An 18,761-nucleotide genomic window follows, 5' to 3' on the forward strand; every position below is an offset into this window, starting at 1 on the left:
ACCTCGATGGCGCGCCGTGCCTCGCGCAGCTCCTTGAGCCAGCCGGCGACCTCGTGGCGGGACTCCTCGCGGGTGCGCTCGGCGACCTCGTCGGCGGTCAGCGGTCCGAGCAGGCGCACCAGGTCGGACACCCCCTCGACGTCCTTGGCGTGGCGCTCGGGCACGAGCCGCTGCAGCTCGGCCTCGGTCTGGACGACGATCTCGGGGTCGAGCAGCTCGCGCAGGTCGGCGCGGCCGAGCAGCTGGCCGAGCAGGTCGGGATCAAGGGTCAGGGCGGCCGCGCGGCGCTCGGCCAGCGGCAGGTCGCCGTCGTAGAGGAAGGCGCCGACGTAGCCGAACAGCAGGCGCTGGGAGAACGGCGAGGCGGCGTCGGTGCCGACCTCGATGAGGGCGACCTCGCGCGAGCGCATCCGCCGCGCCAGCGTCACCAGCGCGGGCAGGTCGTAGACGTCCTGCAGCACCTCGCGGGCGGTCTCGAGCAGGATCGGGAACTCGGGGTACTTGCGCGCGACGTCGAGCAGCATCGCGGCCCGCCGGCGCTGTTGCCACAGGGGAGCCCGCGCGCCGGGATTGCGTCGCGGCAGGAGCAACGCGCGCGCGGCGCACTCGCGGAACCGCGCGGCGAAGACGGCTGATCCGCCGACCAGCTCGGTGACCTGGGGCTCCAGATCGTCGGGTTCGAGGTCGAACAGGTCCGCGCCGGGCGGCTCGCCGGTGACGTCGGGCACCCGGGCGACGATCCCGTCGTCGGACGCCACGACCGCGCCGTCGACCCCGTACCGCTGCTCGATCCGCCGGCCGACGACGAGCGCCCACGGCGCGTGGACGGCACGCCCGTAGGGCGACAACAGGATGATCCGCCAGTCACCGACCTCGTCGCGGAACCGTTCGACGACGAGTGTCGTGTCGGTGGGCAGGTGGCGCGTCGCCTCGCGCTGGTCGGCGATGAGGGCGGCGAGGTTGTTGGTGGCGAAGGCGTCGAGGCCCACCTGCTCGACCCGGGCTCGCTGCTTGGCCGGCGACAGGCTGGTGAGCTCACGCAGGAACGCGCCCATGGCCTCGCCCAGCTCGTACGGGCGGCCCATCGCGTCGCCGCGCCAGAAGGGCAGTCGCGCAGGTTGGCCGAACGCCGGGACGACGATGACGCGGTCGGCGGTGATCTCGAGGATCCGCCAGCTGGTGGCGCCCAGCGCGATGACGTCGTTGATGCGCGACTCGTAGACCATCTCCTCGTCGAGCTCGCCGACGCGGCGGCCTGCGGTGCCCTCCTCGCCGGCCAGGACGACCGAGAACATGCCACGGTCGGGGATGGTCCCGCCGCTGGTGACGGCCAGTCGTTGCGCGCCGGGGCGGCCGGTCAGGGTGCCGGCCTGGCGGTCCCACACGGCTCGGGGCCGCAGCTCGGCGAACTCGTCGGACGGGTACCGCCCCGCGATCAGGTCGAGGGTGGCCTCGTACGCCGCGTGCGGCAGGGTCGCGAAGGGAGCCGTGCGGCGGACCGCGTCGAACCAGGCCTCGACGTCGATCGGCTCGAGCGCGCAGGCGGCGATCGTCTGCTGGGCCAGCACGTCGAGCGGATTGGCCGGCACCGCCAGCTTCTCGATCCGGCCCGCCAGCATCCGCTCGACCGTGACGGTGGTGGAGAGCAGGTCGTGCCGGCCGGTGGGGAACACGAGACCACGTGAGACCTCGCCGACCTGGTGGCCGGCGCGCCCGACGCGTTGCAGGCCAGACGCGACCGAGGGCGGGGCCGACACCTGGATGACGAGGTCGACCGCGCCCATGTCGATCCCCAGCTCGAGGCTGGACGTGGCCACGACGCACCGCAGGCGGCCGGACTTGAGGTCGTCCTCGATCAGCGCGCGCTGCTCCTTGCTGACGGAGCCGTGGTGGGCGCGGGCGAGCACGGGCTCGGTGCCGGTGGACAGCCCGGAGAGCCCGCCCATGTGCGCGGGCTGACGGTTCGCGGGCTCGGGACGGTAGCCCGTCTCGCGCTCGACCCAGACCTCGTTCAGTCGTTGCGTGAGCCGCTCGGCGACGCCACGGCTGTTCGCGAACACGATCGTGGTGCGGGCCCGCTGGATCGCATCGACGATCGCCTCCTCGACGTGCGGCCAGATCGTGCCGCCGGCCTCCTGCTGGGGTTGGTCGACGCCGCGGGCCGCGCTCCCCTCGCGCGGGCCCTCGTGGCGCGGCGGCATCTCGGTGAGGTCCTCGACCGGGACCCGCACCGACAGCTCGAGCCGCGACGGCGAGTCGGGCGCGACGACCTGCACTGGCGCCCGGCCGCCGAGGAAGCGGGCGACCTCGTCGTGCGGGCTGACGGTGGCGGACAGGCCGATCCGCTGGGCGGGCGAGTCGAGCAGGTCGTCGAGTCGCTCGAGAGACAGGGCCAGGTGCGCCCCGCGCTTGGTGCCGGCGACCGCGTGGACCTCGTCGACGATCACGGTGTGGACCCCGCGCAGCATCTCGCGGGCGGCGGAGGTGAGCACGAGGAACAGCGACTCGGGCGTCGTGATGAGGACGTCGGGCGGGTGACTCTGCAGGCGCCGTCGCTCGGCCGGGGGAGTGTCGCCCGTCCGGGTGCCGACGGAGACCGGCGCCAGCTCGTGGCCGAGTCGGGCGGCCACCCCCGAGATGCCGACCAGGGGCGAGCGCAGGTTGCGCTCGACGTCGACCGCGAGCGCCTTGAGCGGCGAGATGTACAGGACCGACGTGCGCTCCTCGTCCTGCGGCGTGCGGTGCAGCAGCCCGTCGATCGCCGAGAGGAAGGCGGCCAGCGTCTTGCCCGATCCGGTGGGCGCCACGACGAGGGTGTGATGACCCTTCTCGATGGCCTCCCAGGCACCTGACTGAGCGGGCGTGGGCTCGGTGAACGACTCGCGGAACCACGTCGTCGTGGCCTCACCGAAATGCATGGGAACCATCGTGGCACCGACCTCCGACAGTGGCGTCCCGAGCGGCGTGCCGGTGCGAATCGGTGACCGCCCTTCCTGCATGCTTGAGGGCATGAAGTTGCGGATGCTGTCGGTGACCTGTGCCCTCCTGCTGACCCTGGGGGCCTGCTCGGACGACGAGAAGAAGTCCGAGCCCGACCCCAAGGATCCGAACAAGGGCACGGCCGCCGAGGTCGTCGCGATCAACCCGCTGACCGGCGCCACGATGAAGAAGGCGCCGCGCAACCCGGTCTTCGTCGTCAAGATCGACAACACCCCCGCGTCTGCGCCCCAGACGGCGGTCGAGCGCGCCGACATGGTCGTCGAGCAGACGGTGGAGGGCGGCGTCACCCGACTGGCCGCGCTCTACTACTCGAAGCTGCCCGGCGACGTGGGGCACGTCCGCTCGATGCGCGCCACGGACATCGGGATCGCCAAGCCCGTCCGCGGTCAGGTCGTCGCCTCCGGCGGTGCCGGCAGGACGATCTCGCGGATCAAGGACGCCGGCCTCGCGATCCACTCGCAGGACGCCGGCTCGGCCGGGCTCTCGCGCGACAGCGGCTACGCGCCGTACAACGTCGTTGCGGACCTGTCGAAGGTCAACCAGGAGGCCAAGGCCAAGCAGCCCGAGCGCCCGTACTTCCAGTGGGCCGCCCCGGACGCCCCCGCCCCCAAGGGCCCGAAGGTCGGCGAGGCCGCGGTCACGTTCTCGCGCTCGCACACCACGAGCTGGAAGTTCGACGGCAAGACGTGGAAGCGCACCAACGGCACCAGCGACAAGGAGTTCGGCGCCAAGAACCTCGTGGTCCTGTGGGCCGACGAGAAGGACGCGGGCTACACCGACCCGGCCGGCAACCCGGTCCCCGAGACCGTCTTCGACGGCGGCGGTCAGGCGGTCGTCCTCACCGGTGGCACGCGCGTCAACGCGACGTGGAAGAAGGCGAACAACGCCGCCACGATCGTGCTGCGGACCAAGAACGGCCAGCAGTTCAAGCTGCCGCAGGGCCGGACCTGGATCGAGCTGGTCAACAAGGGCGCGGGCAACCTGACCGCGAAGTGAGTCCCGGAGGGGTCACTGGCCCTGCTCGGCCAGCTCCTCCAGCTTGCGGCCGATCTCGACCTCGATCGCCTCGCGCAGGACGCTGCGGAACATCGCCACGACGACCTGGCTGGCGATCGGGATCAGCTGGTCGATCTTCTCGAAGACGGTGGGCCACTCCTCCTGCGGTAGGCCGGCGTCCAGGAACGGCTGCACGACGTCGCGGCTGACGTGGTGGACGAAGCGGTCCGAGATCTGCTCGAGGTGCTCGCGCATGTGCGGCACGATGTCGACGACGCTGTCGGGTGACAGGCCCTTCGAGACGGCGGCCGCACCGGGACGCACGACGCCCGGCTCGATCAGCTTGACGGTGTTCTCGTCGACCAGCTCGAGCAGGCCCAGCTTGCTCATCTGCTCGAGCAGCTCGTGGTCGCGGGCGACGCCCGCGAGGGACGCCAGCTCGGTCCGATCGATGAGCTCGGTGGGGTCCTCGTCGCTCTCGGCCTCGAAGATGTTGATGAGGTCCAGCGCGACGCTCGCAGCCGTCGACGGCGACTTCAGGATCGACTCCTCGATCGCCGCCAGGGTGAAGCCGCGACCCAACAGGGTGCGGATGAGGATGAGGCGCTGCAGGTGCGACTCGGAGTAGTAGCCGGTGCGGCCCTCGAGCCGCGGCGGGGCGATCAGCCCGCGCGTGGAGTAGGCGCGCACGTTGCGCACGGTCATGCCCGCGCGCTCGGCCAGCACATCGATCGTGAACTCGTCGGCGTGCGCGGCGTCTGCCATGCCCGCAAGTCTAGGTGTAGGCCACGTCACGTCCGGCATCATGGGGGTATGTCATCGGTGCGAGGCCAGCTGTTGGTCGCCACCTCGGCGATCGATGCGGGGCCCTTCTGGCGCAGTGTCGTGTACGTGCTCGACCACGACGAGGACGGCGCGCTCGGCGTGATCCTCAACCACCCGTCCGACGCGGATGTCGACGAGGTGCTGCCGGACTGGGCCGGCTGGGTCAACGCGCCCGGCTGCCTGTTCGAGGGCGGACCCGTCGGACTGGACTCCGCCCTGGCGGTCGGCGTCGTCGCGGACGTCGCGGACCGTCCCCTCGGATGGCAGCAGATGACCGGACGCGTGGGCCTGGTCGACCTCGACGGGCCGCAGCCCCACGACGGCGAGTTCCTGGGCCTGCGCGTCTTCGCGGGCTACGCGGGCTGGGGGACGGACCAGCTGGAGCAGGAGATCGAGCAGGGCGCGTGGCTCGTCCTGCCGGCGCAGGAGGCCGATCTCCTCTCGCCGTCGCCGGACCGGCTCTGGCACGAGGTGCTGCTCCGCCAGCGCGGCGACATCCGGTTCTGGGCGACCCTGCCGGACGACCCGGCGCTGAACTGACGCTGCTGCTCACGCGGCGACACGCCGACGGCGCCTGCTGAGACGTCACTCTCACCCGCCGAGTCGGGATCGTCGCCTACGATGGGGTCCGTGGGATTCTTCGGCCGTGGCACCCAGACCGTTCAGGACGAGCGCACCGAGCAGCGCCTCGACAATGGCGATCACGAGCGCTTCAGCCACTACGTGCCGAAGGACAAGCTGACCGAGGCGATGGTGATGGGCACGCCCGTCATCGCGCTGTGCGGCAAGGTGTGGGTCCCCAGCCGTGACCCCCAGCGCTTCCCCGTCTGCCCCGAATGCAAGGACATCTGGGACAACTTCAACCCGGGCGACGACGACGACTCCGGGAGTGACTCCGACCAGTGAGCTCGGCCCAGTCACTCCGGGCCTGGCAGCGTGAGGCGTTCGATCAGTACGCCCGCACGCAACCGGCCGATTTCCTCACCGTCGCGACGCCCGGTGCCGGCAAGACGACCTTCGCACTGACGATCGCCGCCGACCTGCTGCACCGGCGCGTCATCGAGCGGGTCGTGGTGGTCGCCCCGACCGAGCACCTCAAGAGCCAGTGGGCCCAGGCGGCCGCCCGTTCGGGGATCGCCCTCGAGCCCAACCTCAGCGGAGCCCTTGGCGCCCGCTTCGACGGGTACTGCGTCACCTACGCGGGCCTGGCGACGAACCCCGTCGGTCACCGGGTGCGGATCGAGCGCAGCCGCACGCTGGTGATCCTCGACGAGATCCACCACGCCGGCGACGCCCTCAGCTGGGGCGACGCCGTGCTCGAGGCGTGCGAGCCGGCCGTCCGTCGCCTCGCCCTCACCGGCACGCCGTTCCGCTCCGACGACAACCCGATCCCGTTCGTCACCTACGCGCCCATGGGTGACGGGTCGATCTCCAGCGTCGCGGACTACGCGTACGGCTACGGCTCGGCGCTCAAGGAGGGTGTCGTCCGGCCCGTCCTGTTCATGGCGTACTCCGGTGAGATGCAGTGGCGCACCAGCGCCGGCGACGAGGTCTCGGCGCGACTCGGCGAGCCGCTCACGAAGGACCAGACGGCGCAGGCGCTGCGCACCGCGCTCGACCCGAACGGCTCGTGGGTGCCGGCCGTCCTGCAGGCCGCGCACAAGCGCCTGCTCGAGGTGCGCCGGGACATCCATGACGCCGGCGGGCTCGTGATCGCCAGTGACCAGACCTCGGCACGCGCCTACGCGAAGCTGCTCAAGGAGCTGACGGGGACCGAGCCCACGCTCGTGCTCTCGGACGAGCCCGGCTCCAGCGCGCGGATCGCCGAGTTCGCCGCTGGGACGGACCCGTGGATGGTCGCCGTCCGCATGGTCAGCGAGGGCGTCGACGTGCCCCGCCTGGCGGTCGGCGTCTACGCCACCACGGTCGCCACGCCGCTGTACTTCGCCCAGGCGATCGGCCGCTTCGTGCGTGCGCGCCGGCGCGGCGAGACGGCTTCGGTGTTCCTGCCCAGCGTGCCCGGCCTGCTGAAGCTGGCCGCCGACCTCGAGGCCGAGCGCGACCACGTGATCGGGCGGCCCGTCCACGACGAGGCCGACCTGTTCGCGGCCGAGGAGGCGCTCATGGCGCGCGCCAACGCGGCCGAGGGCGCCAGCGACGAGCTGGGCAACCAGTACGCCGCGATCGGCAGCGAGGCGTCGTTCGACCGCGTCTTGTTCGACGGCGACGAATTCTCGCCGATCGACTACGAGATGGTCGCCGGTGACGGAGACGAGCTCGACTTCCTCGGCATCCCGGGCCTGCTCGAGCGCGACCAGGTGGCCGAGCTGTTGCGCAGCGCCCGCGCCCGCAAGCGCGAGGACGCCCCGGCGCGCGCCGAGGCCGACGTCGAGTACGAGCGCCGCGCCGAGCTGCGCCGTCAGCTCAACTCGCTGGTCGCCGCTTGGCACCACCGCACCGGCTCGCCCCATGGCGTCACGCACAACCGCCTGCGCCACGAGTGCGGCGGACCCGCCGCCGCGCAGGCCACGACCGATCAGCTGAAGCACCGCATCGACACCCTGCGCGACTGGGCGCTGCGCGCCTCGGGTTGACCCGTCCCGCCACCGACAGGCCCGATGTGTGGACCTGCGTACCTTTCTGAGCCCGAAAGAGTGCGCATGTCGACGAATCGCGCACGCCGGCAGGCGGGTGGACTAGGGTGTGCTGATCTTCGACCGTCTCGGGGGAGCCATGATCAGGAACGTTGCCGCGGTGGTATCCGGAGCCGTGCTGGCACTCGCGTTGGTGCCGGGGGTGACCACGGCGGATGCGAGCGTGGACCGTGAGTCAGCGTCGGCGGTCGCCCAGAACCTGGTCACGCGAGTGGCAACCAACTGGCGTCACGAAGCAGGTCAGCCCTCGTCCGAAATTCCCGGTCACCGGATCGCCGGTGCCGCGGTCGAGATCAGGTCCTACGACAGCGGCACGCTGTTCATCGATGCTGCGGCGACGCTGGGGACGCCGCCGGTCGCCGACGGATCGGGGCTGGCGGTCCAGTTCGGCCACTGGAACTCCGCCCGCACGTGCGTGGGCGCGGCCGGTGCCGTCAAGTGGAGCGACGCCCTTGCCTCGACGACGAACCATCGGCTGAGCGGGTCCACGCCGACCTCGTGGGGGCCCGTACCGAGCAAGCCGTGGGAGTGCGTCCGGGTACTCCGCGCGAAGGAGGACAAGTTCCTGACCCGTGGGTTCCACGACGTGCTGGTGGGCACGCTCCCCGCCGCGGTCACGCGCGCGCCCCGCCTCAGGGTCGGCCGGACCAGCGTCCTGGGCCAGAACCAGAAGGTGCTGAAGGTCGCCCAGGGCGGCTGGACGCCGGTCGAGGTGGCGATCAGCAACGTCGGCACGGCGGACGCGGGCAACGTCACCGTGCGCGGCGTGGGGCGCGGACTGAAGGTGAAGGCCGGGTCGCTGCGATCGATCTCGGACGGCACCACCCACCGGGCGCTCGTCAAGGTCAAGCCGGCCGGCCGCAAGAAGCCGAGGCGGCTCAAGTTCGTCGCCCGGGCCGCAGGCGGCGTCGTCGCCCAGCGGACGGTGCGGGTCAAGCAGGTCCGCCAGCCGAAGCGGGCCACAGCCGGGAAGTACCGCGGAGCCAAGGGCCGGATCACCTTCACGGTGAGCAAGGGCAAGGTGGCGAAGTTCCGGATCCGCACCCTGACGCGGTGCAACGGGTACGGCAACGTTGCCGACGTGAAGCGCAACACGTACGCCTTCCCGAAGCGCGCGATCGCGCGCAACGGGATCCTGCACGCCTCGGCGAAGGGCAAGGGCTGGACCGCGCACCTGCAGTTCCGGGCGGTCGGCACGAAGGTCACGCGGGGGACGTTCCGCTACTACGGCCCGGGTGGGTGCGTCGCGGCCGAGCGGTTCGCGGCCAAGCGCGTTGGACGCTGACTGACGCGGAACGTGGTGACCCATGTCACGCCCAGCCTCTAGGCTGGCGCCGTGACTGCTCCCCTCGCGCCCCGCACCAAGGCCTTCGCCGCCATCCTCAAACGCCTGGCCACTCCTGTCGAGGAGGCTCAGGACCACGCCGCGCTGCGCGCCGAGCGTGACCGGCTGATGAGGACGCCGGTGGGACGGATGGTGTTCGGCCGGCCCGACCGTCGCGTGCGTACCGAGAGCATCGAGATCCCGCTCAAGGGCCGCACCCTGCGCGCGGTCGTCCACCGCCCGACGGGCGTCGGGGGAGCGCGCCCGGTCGTGGTGAACTTCCACGGCGGCGGCTGGGTGCAGGGCTCACCCGAGCAGTCCGCGTGGACGGCGTCGCGCGTCGCGGCCGGCACCGGCGCCGTGGTGATCTCGCCGTCCTACCGCCTGGCGCCCGAGCACCCGTTCCCCGCGGCCACGGACGACACGTGGGAGGCGCTCGGCTGGATCGTCGAGCACGCCGAGAAACTGGGTATCGACCCCGACCGCCTCGCCGTGATGGGCGACAGCGCGGGCGGGAACCTGGCGGCCGTCGTCGCGCAGCGCGCGGTCGCGCTGGGCGGCCCTCGGATCGCGGCGCAGGTGCTGATCTACCCGGCCGTCGAGATGTACGACAAGTTCGCCTCGGAACTGCGGATGCCCGACGAGCCCGTGCTCAGCTCGGCGAACATGTCGGCGTTCGCGCACCTCTACATGGGCGACTCCTACGGCACGACCGACCCGCTCGCCTCGCCGCTGCGCGCGGAGTCCTTCGACGGGCTCCCGCCGGCCTTCATCCTGACCGCTGACCACGACCCCCTGCTCGACAACGGGGTCCGGTATCGCGACGCGCTGCAGAACGCCGGCGTCCGGGTCCGCTACCGCGAGTACCCCGCCGCGATCCATGGCTTCCTGAGCCTGCCCGGCGTTGTGCCCGTCGCGGCGGAGGCCGTGGACGACATCGTCGACTACCTCGGCGCCACCGTCGTGGTGCCCAGATGACCCGCCGCGTGAGGTCGGCCGGACTCGACCCTCAGGTCGACTTCGAGCAGATCTCGCGCATGTTCGGGCAGTACGACTTCCCGTGGGACATGGAGCAGGCCCTCAGTTTCGCGCTCTTTCGCACGTACGCGGTGCCGTCGATCGGACGCCTGCTCCACGACACGCACCAGTTCACGACCGACACACAGCGGCGCCACGACGACACGGCGCTGATCCTGGGCGAGATCGTCGACCAGGGCATGGAGACCCAACCCGGGCGTGCGGCGATCCGCCGGATGAACCAGATGCACGGCCGGTACGACATCACCAACGACGACATGCGGTACGTGCTGGCCACGTTCGTCGTGATGCCGAACCGCTGGGTCAACCGCTACGGCTGGCGCAGGCCGACACCCGACGAGGACCTCGCGGGCGTCAACTACTACCGCCGGCTCGGCACGCTGATGGGCGTCCGGGACCTGCCCGAGGACCTGGCCGGCTTCGAGCGGCTCCTGGACGAGTACGAGGCCGAGCACTTCGCGTTCGACCCGAGGTCGCGCGCCGTCGCGGACGCCACACTCGACCTCTTCGTGACGTTCTATCCCCGGCCGCTCGCACCGGTGCTGCGCCGCTTCAGCATCGCGATCATGGATCCGCACCTGAGGGCCGCGTTCGGGTACGAGGAGCCGCCGCGCTGGTTCGAGCGGGCGTCCCACGGTGCGCTGCGGCTGCGCGGCCGGCTCGTGCGGTTCATGCCCGAGCGACACAAGCCCCGCCGCGTCCGCGATTCGCGCCGGATCCGCAGCTATCCCGGCGGATTCCTGATCGAGGACCTCGGGACGTAGCGCCCTAGCCCCGCAGCGCCTCGATCAGTCGGTCGACGTCGTCCTCGGTGTTGTAGAGGTGGAAGGAGACACGAGCCGCCCCCTGCCTGACGGCCGCTCGAAGGCCGGCCTCCTGCAGGCGTGCCGCCGCGTGCTCACGCGGGATCGAGACGATCGCCGACTCCTGCGGGGGGAGGTCCAGGGCCTGGCGGGTGGTGCGCGCCAGCGCGAGGCAGTGATCCGTCACCGCCCGGTGGTCGACCGTCGTCAGCCAGGCCAGACTCGCGGCCGCACCGGCGACGGCGAACCAGGCCGGGGAGGTGTCGAACCGCCGGGCGTTGCGCGCCAGCCGCAGCGGCAGCCCGTAGATGGAGTCCCACGGGCTCTCGCCCGCGTACCAGTTGGCGTGGTGGGGGACCAGGCGCTCGGCCAGCCGGTCGGAGTAGGCGGCCCAGGCCACGCCCCGGGGGCCGAGCAGCCATTTGTAGTTCGACCCGGCGACGACGTCGGCCCAGCCCAGGTCGAGTCGCAGCCAGCCCAGCTGCTGCGTCGCGTCGAGGATGACGGTCGTGTCGGTGCCCTCGGTCTGTGCGCGCAGCCCGGACAGGTCCACCCGCGCGCCATCGGCGGACTGCACGGTCGAGACCGCCACGACGTCATGGTCAGGGGCAGCCTCGGGGATGTCCGCGAGCGGGACTTCGGTCACGGTGACGCCGCGGTCGTGCTGGGCGGCGAACGGGAAGCTCACGGAGGTGAACTCGCCCCGGGCGACGAGGACACGGGATCCGTCGGGAACGGCGGCCGCGACCGGCCCCAGCACGGCGGCAACCGATCCGCCCATCGTCACGGTCTCGATCGAAACGCCGGCGAGTGCCGCGAAGCCCGCGCGCGCCGTGGCCACGGCGGCGTCGAAGTCGGGCCCGCTCACGCTGCCCTCGGCCCACGCGCGGTGCAGCGCCTCCAGGGCGTTGAGGGTGACCTTCGGTGGCAGGCCGTAGGTCGCCGAGTTGAGGTAGCCCTCCGGGCCGATGAACGTCGCTCCGAAGGCCTCGCGCATGTGACGACGCTAGCGCGACGGGCGGGAATCGAACGCGGCGCCGGACCGTTGACCCGGGTGTGAAGTTCTCGGTCCTTGATCTCGTCCCTGTCCGCACCGACCAGACCACGGCCGACGCCGTGGCCGCCACCACGGAACTGGCTCAGGCGGCCGACCGCCTGGGATTCGAGCGGTACTGGGTGGCCGAGCACCACAACATGCCGGCCGTCGCCGCCACCGCTCCGCCCGTGCTGATCGGCCTGCTCGCCGGCCGGACCGAGCGGATCCGCGTCGGTTCGGGCGGCGTCATGCTGCCGAACCACGCGCCGCTCGCCGTCGCCGAGCAGTTCGCCCTGCTCGAGGCCGCCTACCCGGACCGGATCGACCTCGGCATCGGTCGCGCCCCCGGATCCGACCCGGTCACCTCGTGGGCGCTGCGGGGAGCCGCCGGTCGTGACGACAGCGACATCCAGAACTTCCCGCGCTACCTCGACGACGTCGTCGCGCTGATGGACGGCAGCGGCGTCCGCGTGCCGATCCCCAACCAGCAGTACGTCCTGAAGGCCACCCCGTCGGCGGTCAGCTCGCCGCGGATGTGGCTGCTCGGCTCGTCGATGTACTCGGCGCACCTGGCGGCGGCGAAGGGCCTGCCGTACGTGTTCGCCCACCACTTCAGCGGCAAGGGCACGGCCGAGGCGCTCGAGGTCTACCGCAGCGAGTTCCGTCCCAGCGACCTGTGCGAGAAGCCGACGACGTTCCTGACCGCCAATGTCGTGGTCGCCGACTCGGCCGACGAGGCGACGGCGCTCGCCCTGCCGAACCTGCAGAACATGGCGCGGCTGATGACCGGCAAGCCGATGGGCCCGGTCGACCTGGTCGAGGACGCGGAGGAGCTGGAGCTCGACCTGGGCATGGAGTCGCTCGTGGAGTCGGGGCTTGCCCGCATGGTCGTCGGCGAGCCTGAGACCGCTCGCAAGGAGCTGGAGTCGCTCGCCGCCCAGTTCGACGTCGACGAGGTCATGGTCCACCCGGTGGCCTCGGCTCGGCGAGGCACCGATCCCCGCACCTCCCCGGCCCGCGTCCGCACCCTCGAGCTCTTGGCCGGCTGAGGCAGCGCTGGCAGTGACGTTTCGGGGGCTCGCACGGCGTATTTCCCCCGTGAACGTCACTGCCAGCGGGCTCCTTCAGTCCTCGTAGACCGTCGGGATCGCCGGATCGCCCTTCGAGAGGCGACGGGCGGCTGCGGGCAGCTCACGCAGCGAGGCCTGCAGTCGCTCGCGCGCGTCCTGCAGGGTCGACGTGTCCACCCGTTGGCCTCCCTCGACGAGCGGCACCATGAGCTCGCGGTCGTCCCCGTCGTCGCGGGGTCGCACGTCCACGCCGACGACCTCGGCCTCGGCGACACCGCGCGACGAGAGCCGCCTCAGCGCCGTCTTGCGACCGCCGACGGACGCCTTGTCCTTGCTCTTCTTGGCGACGCCCACGAGCGTGCCGTCCGCGCCCTCGCGGCTGACCAGCTTGTAGACGAACCCGACGGTGGGCACGCCCGAGCCCGTCACGAGCGACGTGCCGACGCCGTACCCGTCGACCGGGTCGGCGGCCAGCGCCGCGATCGCGTACTCGTCCAGGTCGCTCGTGACCGTGATCCGGGTGTCCGTGTTGCCGGCCGCGTCCAGCTGGGCTCGCGTCGCTCGGGCGACGTCGCCGAGGTCGCCCGAGTCCAGGCGGACGCCGCCCAGCTCGCGTCCGCCCACCTCGATCGCCGTCGCGACGCCCTGCGACGTGTCGTACGTGTCGACCAGCAGTGTCGTGTCGTGGCCGAGCGACGCGACCTGTGAGGCGAACGCGTCCCGCTCGGTGTCGTGGACGAGCGTGAACGCGTGCGCTGCCGTGCCTGCCGTCGGGATCGCATGACGTCGGCCTGCCTCGAGGTTCGACGTGGCCGCGAAGCCCGCGATGTACGCCGCTCGCGCCGCGGCCACGGCGGACTCCTCGTGCGTGCGGCGGGTGCCCATCTCGATGCACGGCCGGTCGCCGGCGGCCATCGTCATGCGCGCCGCGGCCGACGCGATCGCCGAGTCGTGGTTGAGGATCGACAGGATCACCGTCTCGAGGATCACGCCCTCGCCGAACGTGGCGTCGACCCGCAGGACGGGGGAGCCGGGGAACCACAGCTCGCCCTCGGGGTAGCCCCAGATGTCGCCCGTGAACCGGTAGTCGGCCAGCCAGTCGCACGTCGCGGCGTCGACGATCTCGTGACGGCGCAGGAAGTCGATCTCGTCGTCACCGAATCGGAAGTGGGCCAAGGTGTCGAGCACCCGGCCTGTGCCGGCCACCACCCCGAACCGGCGCCCACCGTTGAGGCGGCGCCCGAAGACCTCGAACACGCACCGCCGGTCGGCCGTGCCGTCGGCCAGCGTGGCCTGCAGCATCGTCAGCTCGTAGTGGTCGGTCAGCAGCGCGGTGGACACCATGGGCTTCACCCTAGAACCCGGGCGAGGGTCTCGCGGGCGACCCGGGGGCAGGCACAATGGGAGTCGTGAGCACCCCCACCCCCGTCGAGACCGAGAAGCCGGAGTCCGACCTCGTCGTCCAACTCGAGGACCCGTGGGTGACGATCGTCTGGAACGACCCCGTCAACCTGATGTCCTACGTGGCGTTCGTGTTCCGGACCTACTTCGGCTACACCGAGGAGAAGGCGAACCAACTGATGATCGCGGTGCACGAGGAAGGTCGCGCCGTCGTCTCCAGCGGACGACGCGAGGAGCAGGAGCGGCACGTGCAGGCGATGCACGAGTACGGCCTGTGGGCCACGCTCGAGCGAGGAGAGGTGTGAAGCCGTTCCGCCGCCGCCGTCGCGGCAACGTCACGGCCACCTTCGAGCTCAACGAGGCGCAGCTGCTGGTCAACCTGACCAGCCAGGTCGTCGAGCTGCTGCAGGACCGCAACGGTCCGAGCGAGGCCGAGCCCGACCCGCTGGCCCAGCTCATCGGCATGACCGGACCGGCCCAGCCGCCCGAGGACCCGGTGCTCGCCCGGCTCCTGCCCGACGCCTACCGCGACGCCCCGGACGACGCGGCCGAGTTCCGCCGCTTCACCGAGCAGTCGCTGTCGTCGGCCAAGGTCGAGAACGCGCGCACCGTGATCGCCTCCCTCGAGGAGGGCGGCCTCGACATCGGCGCCAAGCACGTCGAGGTCGACCTCGACCCCGCGCAGGTCATGGCCTGGCTGCGGGCGCTGACCGACATCAGGCTGGCGCTCGCGGTACGACTGGGGATCGAGACCGAGGAGGACGCCGAGCGGTTGGCCGAGTCCGACGACGAGGCGACGGTCGCCATGGGCGACGTGTTCGACTGGCTCGGCTTCGTGCAGGAGACGCTCGTCAACGTGGCCTGAGCCCGTCCGGCGTCCGCGGTCCGGATGCCCGGCCGGGGACGCGACCGTCCTCGATAGACTCGGGAATCGTGTTGACCATCCTGCGCGAGCACGTGGAGGCGATCATCGCCCACGCCCGCTGCGACCACCCGGACGAGGCCTGCGGCGTCATCGCGGGGCCGTACGGCTCCGACCGACCCGAGCGACTGATCCCGATGCTCAACGCCGCGATGTCGCCCACGTTCTACGAGTTCGACTCGGGCGACCTGCTGCGGCTCTACCGCGAGATGGACGACAACGACGAGGAGCCCGTCGTCATCTACCACTCGCACACCGGCACCGAGGCGTACCCGTCGCGCACCGACGTCAACCTGGCGTCCGAGCCGGGCGCGCACTACGTCCTGGTCTCGACGCGCGACGGCGCCCACGAGTCCGGCCCGGTCGACTTCCGCTCGTACCGCATCGTCGACGGAGAGGTCACCGAGGAAGAAGTTCGCGTCGTCGACCGTTACACCGACGACAGCACTGCTGAGTCCGTCCCCGACACCGAAGGTGAAGCCTGACATGACCGCCGAGGTCCGCATCCCCACGATCCTGCGCCCCCACACCGGGGGTGAGCGCGCCGTCACCGCCCAGGGCGCGACCCTGTCCGCCCTGATCGACGATCTCGAGGCGAACCACGAGGGCATCAAGGAGCGCCTCATCGACGGCGGCGAGCTGCGTCGCTTCGTCAACGTCTACGTCAACGACGAGGACGTGCGCTTCACCGGCGGCCTGGAGACCGCGGTCTCCGACGGCGACACCGTCGTCATCCTGCCGGCGGTCGCCGGCGGCGCCGCCTGAGATGCGCTACGACTCGCTCGTCGACTCGGTCGGCCGCACGCCCCTGGTCGGACTGCCGAACCTGTCGCCGAGTGAGGACGTGCGGCTGTGGGCCAAGCTCGAGGACCGGAACCCCACCGGCTCGATCAAGGACCGCGCCGCGTTGTCGATGATCCTGGCCGGCGAGGCCGACGGGTCGCTGACCCCGGGCTGCACGATCCTCGAGCCCACTAGCGGCAACACCGGCATCTCGTTGGCCATGGTCGCCCGCCAGCGCGGGTACCGGCTGATCTGCGTCATGCCCGAGAACACGTCGGTCGAGCGACGTCAGCTGCTCACGATGTTCGGCGCCGAGATCATCAGCTCGCCCGCCGCGGGTGGCTCCAACGAGGCCGTGCGGGTCGCCAAGGGCCTCGCCTCCGAGCACCCGGACTGGGTGATGCTGTACCAGTACGGCAACCCGGCCAACGCCGACGCGCACTACCGCGGCACCGCGCCCGAGCTGCTCGAGGACCTGCCCGAGATCACGCACTTCGTGGGGGGCCTGGGCACCACCGGCACCCTCATGGGCGTCGGCCGGTTCTTCCGCGAGAACAAGCCGCATGTGCGGATCGTCGCCGCCGAGCCCCGCTACGGCGAGCTGGTCTATGGGCTGCGCAACCTCGACGAGGGCTTCGTGCCCGAGCTGTACGACGACTCGCTGATCGACTCGCGCTTCTCGGTCGGCCCGCGTGACGCGGTGCGCCGTGTGCGCGAGCTGATCGACCAGGAGGGCATCTTCGCCGGCATCTCCACCGGCGCGATCCTGCACGCCGCGCTCGGCCAGGCCGCCAAGGCGGTCAAGGCCGGCGAACGCGCCGACATCGCCTTCGTGATCGCCGACGCCGGCTGGAAGTACCTGTCCACCGGCGCCTACGAGGGCACGATCGACGAGGCCGAGGACCGCCTCGAGGGCCAGCTCTGGGCCTGACCTGTTCACGGGGTCGTCGGACGCGTTAGCCTTCGACGCGTGAGCGACATCGTGGTCTTCTCGGGAAGTGCCCACCGTGCCCTGGCCGAGGAGATCTGCAGTCACCTCGGAGTCACCCTGAGCCGGTCGGAGACGACCCGCTTCAGCAACGACTGCCTCCAGGTGCAGCTGCTGGCGAACTGCCGCCAGCGCGATGTCTACATCGTGCAGCCGCTCGTGCCGCCGACGCAGGACCACCTGATGGAGCTGCTCCTCATGGTCGATGCCGCGCGTGGCGCGTCCGCGGCGTCGGTGACGGTCGTCGTGCCGCACTACGCCTACGCACGCTCGGACAAGAAGGACGCCTCGCGCATCTCGATCGGCGGCAAGCTCGTCGCCGACCTGCTGGCGACCGCCGGCGTCAGCCGTGTCGTCACGATGACGCTGCACGCGCCCCAGGTCCACGGCTTCTTCTCGATGCCGGTCGACCACCTGACGGCGCTGGGCGAGCTGGCCGAGCACTACCGGGCCCAGGACCTCAGCAACGCGATCGTCGTGTCGCCCGACTTCGGCAACGCCAAGACGGCCTCGCAGTTCGCGCGCCTGCTCGGGCTGCCCGTCGCCGCGGGCAGCAAGCAGCGCAAGGCCGACGACAAGGTCGTCATCGACACGATCGTCGGTGACGTCGCGGGCAAGCGCGCGATCGTCCTCGACGACGAGATCGCCACGGGCGGCTCGATCATCGAGCTGATGGACAAGCTCGAGGAGTTCGGCGTGACCGAGGCGTCGGTCGCCTGCACGCACGGCCTGTTCGCCGGGAAGGCGGTGGAGCGGCTGCGCTCACACCCCTCGATCACCGAGGTCGTCACGACCGACACGGTTCCGGCACCCGCCGACTGGCCCGAGCTCAAGGTTCGCTCCGTCGCCCCGCTGTTCGCCGAGGCGATCGCCCGCATCCACGCCGGCGAGTCGGTCTCCAGCCTGTTCGACGGCGTCGACCCGGCCCACGCCCCGCCGCAGCCCAAGCTGCCGCTCTGACTCAGCGCTCCAGCTCGTCCACGAGGCGGTCGAGGAGGCCGCGCAGAGTCCGTCCTTCGGCCTCCGTCATGTTCATCCCGGCCACGAGGCGGGCCGGGACGTCGGCGACGCGCTCGCGCAGGGCACGGCCCGCGTCGGTCGTGCTGACCAGGACTCGTCGCTCGTCGGCGGTGTCGCGGGCCCGTGACACGAGCCCGGCCGACTCCATCCGCTTGAGCAGGGGAGTGAGCGTGCCGGAGTCCAGGTGCAGCAGCGTGCCCAGGTCGCCCACGCCCAGCGGCCCGTCCGCCTCCCACAGGGCGAGCAGGCACAGGTACTGCGGATAGGTCAGCCCGACGTCGCCCAACAGCTCGCCGTAGCGTCGCGTCACGGCACGCGAGGCAGCGTAGAGGGGCAGGCAGATCTGCTGGTCGAGCGCGAGCTGCGGATGGTCGGCGTCCATCACTCCAGCGTATATGTTGTCCGATTCGATTGCGCGCAATAGAGTTGAGCACATGAAGCCTCTCTACACTGCCAGCGCCGTCGCCACCGGAGACGGCCGCAACGGCCACGTCGAGTCCACCGACGGCATCCTGTCCACCGACGTCCGCTCCCCGAAGGAGCTGGGCGGCGCCGGGGGTGCCACCAACCCCGAGCAGCTCTTCGCCGCCGGCTATGCCGCGTGCTTCCACTCCGCACTGCGTCTCGTGGCGCAGAAGTCCGGCGCGAACGTCACCGACTCCGAGGTCGTGGCGGACGTGTCGATCGGCGAGAACGGCGAGGGCGGCTTCGGCCTGGCCGTCGCGCTCGAGGTGACGCTGCCGGGCGTCCCGCGCGAGGAGGCCCAGAAGCTCGTCGAGGCCGCCCACCAGGTGTGCCCGTACTCGAACGCCACCCGCGGCAACATCGAGGTCGAGCTCACGGTCGCCTGACCCGCCTGACCCGGCCACTTGTGTGAACGGATCCACGCCACTGGGTGCCA

20 protein-coding genes are annotated in these 18,761 nt (G+C 71.4%); 15 read left to right on the top strand and 5 right to left on the bottom strand.

The window, feature by feature from the left end; translation table 11 throughout:
* Positions 1–2,918: DEAD/DEAH box helicase (locus RT323_RS03855; protein ID WP_313405158.1), on the bottom strand; the 2,918-nt coding region annotated here is incomplete at its 3' end.
* Positions 2,919–3,009: 91 nt separating this feature from the next.
* On the opposite strand from RT323_RS03855, the gene RT323_RS03860 reads away from it, so the two are divergent.
* Positions 3,010–3,996 carry a DUF3048 domain-containing protein gene (locus RT323_RS03860; protein WP_313405159.1) on the top strand — a complete coding sequence of 329 codons (987 nt, stop codon included), beginning with the start codon at positions 3,010–3,012 and terminating at the stop codon, positions 3,994–3,996.
* 12 nt (positions 3,997–4,008) lie between these two features.
* Here the strand turns inward: RT323_RS03860 and RT323_RS03865 are convergent, their stop codons facing one another.
* A complete protein-coding gene (locus tag RT323_RS03865; protein ID WP_313405160.1) occupies positions 4,009–4,761 on the bottom strand; it encodes a MerR family transcriptional regulator in 753 nt (250 codons plus the stop codon).
* A 48-nt stretch (positions 4,762–4,809) separates the two neighbouring features.
* On the opposite strand from RT323_RS03865, the gene RT323_RS03870 reads away from it, so the two are divergent.
* From RT323_RS03870 to RT323_RS03895, 6 genes are all read left to right on the top strand, one after another.
* The gene (locus RT323_RS03870) at positions 4,810–5,361 is read left to right on the top strand and encodes a YqgE/AlgH family protein (protein WP_313405161.1); all 552 of its coding nucleotides are present in this window, start codon (positions 4,810–4,812) and stop codon (positions 5,359–5,361) included.
* Between the two features lie 81 nt (positions 5,362–5,442).
* A complete protein-coding gene (locus RT323_RS03875; RefSeq protein ID WP_396171876.1) occupies positions 5,443–5,727 on the top strand; it encodes a DUF3039 domain-containing protein in 285 nt (94 codons plus the stop codon).
* The gene (locus RT323_RS03880) at positions 5,724–7,415 is read left to right on the top strand and encodes a DEAD/DEAH box helicase (protein WP_313405164.1); all 1,692 of its coding nucleotides are present in this window, start codon (positions 5,724–5,726) and stop codon (positions 7,413–7,415) included. The genes RT323_RS03875 and RT323_RS03880 overlap by 4 nt, the downstream gene beginning before the upstream one ends.
* Positions 7,416–7,638: 223 nt before the next feature.
* Entirely contained in the window at positions 7,639–8,760 is a 1,122-nt protein-coding gene (locus tag RT323_RS03885) for a hypothetical protein (protein ID WP_313405165.1), read from the top strand.
* A gap of 51 nt (positions 8,761–8,811) precedes the next feature.
* Complete coding sequence (locus RT323_RS03890) at positions 8,812–9,777, top strand: alpha/beta hydrolase (RefSeq protein WP_313405167.1); 966 nt, start codon at positions 8,812–8,814, stop codon at positions 9,775–9,777.
* Positions 9,774–10,601 (top strand): oxygenase MpaB family protein, encoded by an 828-nt coding sequence (locus RT323_RS03895; protein ID WP_313405169.1) that lies wholly within the window; start codon positions 9,774–9,776, stop codon positions 10,599–10,601. Before RT323_RS03890 ends, RT323_RS03895 begins: the two co-directional genes overlap by 4 nt.
* 4 nt (positions 10,602–10,605) lie before the next feature.
* Here RT323_RS03895 and RT323_RS03900 read toward each other — a convergent pair whose 3' ends face one another.
* Positions 10,606–11,637 (bottom strand): aminotransferase class V-fold PLP-dependent enzyme, encoded by a 1,032-nt coding sequence (locus RT323_RS03900; RefSeq protein ID WP_313405170.1) that lies wholly within the window; start codon positions 11,635–11,637, stop codon positions 10,606–10,608.
* A gap of 59 nt (positions 11,638–11,696) precedes the next feature.
* Here RT323_RS03900 and RT323_RS03905 point away from each other — a divergent pair, with 59 nt between their 5' ends.
* Complete coding sequence (locus RT323_RS03905) at positions 11,697–12,725, top strand: LLM class flavin-dependent oxidoreductase (protein ID WP_313405171.1); 1,029 nt, start codon at positions 11,697–11,699, stop codon at positions 12,723–12,725.
* 75 nt (positions 12,726–12,800) lie between these two features.
* On the opposite strand, the gene RT323_RS03910 is transcribed toward RT323_RS03905, so the two are convergent.
* Entirely contained in the window at positions 12,801–14,087 is a 1,287-nt protein-coding gene (locus RT323_RS03910) for a nicotinate phosphoribosyltransferase (RefSeq protein WP_313405215.1), read from the bottom strand.
* A gap of 59 nt (positions 14,088–14,146) precedes the next feature.
* Between RT323_RS03910 and clpS the strand changes: the two genes are divergently transcribed.
* From clpS to RT323_RS03940, 6 genes are all read left to right on the top strand, one after another.
* Positions 14,147–14,452 (top strand): ATP-dependent Clp protease adapter ClpS, encoded by a 306-nt coding sequence (gene clpS / locus RT323_RS03915; protein ID WP_396171881.1) that lies wholly within the window; start codon positions 14,147–14,149, stop codon positions 14,450–14,452.
* Positions 14,449–15,012 (top strand): DUF2017 domain-containing protein, encoded by a 564-nt coding sequence (locus tag RT323_RS03920; protein ID WP_313405174.1) that lies wholly within the window; start codon positions 14,449–14,451, stop codon positions 15,010–15,012. The genes clpS and RT323_RS03920 overlap by 4 nt, the downstream gene beginning before the upstream one ends.
* A 68-nt stretch (positions 15,013–15,080) precedes the next feature.
* Positions 15,081–15,554 carry a M67 family metallopeptidase gene (locus tag RT323_RS03925; protein WP_313405176.1) on the top strand — a complete coding sequence of 158 codons (474 nt, stop codon included), beginning with the start codon at positions 15,081–15,083 and terminating at the stop codon, positions 15,552–15,554.
* A gap of 1 nt (position 15,555) precedes the next feature.
* Positions 15,556–15,834: a MoaD/ThiS family protein gene (locus RT323_RS03930; RefSeq protein ID WP_313405177.1), complete on the top strand. Its 279-nt coding sequence runs from the start codon at positions 15,556–15,558 to the stop codon at positions 15,832–15,834.
* A gap of 1 nt (position 15,835) precedes the next feature.
* Entirely contained in the window at positions 15,836–16,783 is a 948-nt protein-coding gene (locus RT323_RS03935; protein ID WP_313405179.1) for a cysteine synthase, read from the top strand.
* Positions 16,784–16,822: 39 nt separating this feature from the next.
* Complete coding sequence (locus RT323_RS03940) at positions 16,823–17,800, top strand: ribose-phosphate pyrophosphokinase (protein ID WP_313405181.1); 978 nt, start codon at positions 16,823–16,825, stop codon at positions 17,798–17,800.
* A 1-nt stretch (position 17,801) separates the two neighbouring features.
* Here the strand turns inward: RT323_RS03940 and RT323_RS03945 are convergent, their stop codons facing one another.
* The gene (locus tag RT323_RS03945) at positions 17,802–18,242 is read right to left on the bottom strand and encodes a MarR family transcriptional regulator (RefSeq protein ID WP_313405182.1); all 441 of its coding nucleotides are present in this window, start codon (positions 18,240–18,242) and stop codon (positions 17,802–17,804) included.
* A gap of 52 nt (positions 18,243–18,294) precedes the next feature.
* Between RT323_RS03945 and RT323_RS03950 the strand changes: the two genes are divergently transcribed.
* Positions 18,295–18,711 (top strand): organic hydroperoxide resistance protein, encoded by a 417-nt coding sequence (locus RT323_RS03950; protein ID WP_313405183.1) that lies wholly within the window; start codon positions 18,295–18,297, stop codon positions 18,709–18,711.
* Positions 18,712–18,761 lie beyond the last annotated feature (50 nt).

The sequence above is a fragment of the Aeromicrobium sp. genome (assembly GCF_032084975.1).
In the GTDB taxonomy this organism is placed as follows: domain Bacteria; phylum Actinomycetota; class Actinomycetes; order Propionibacteriales; family Nocardioidaceae; genus Aeromicrobium.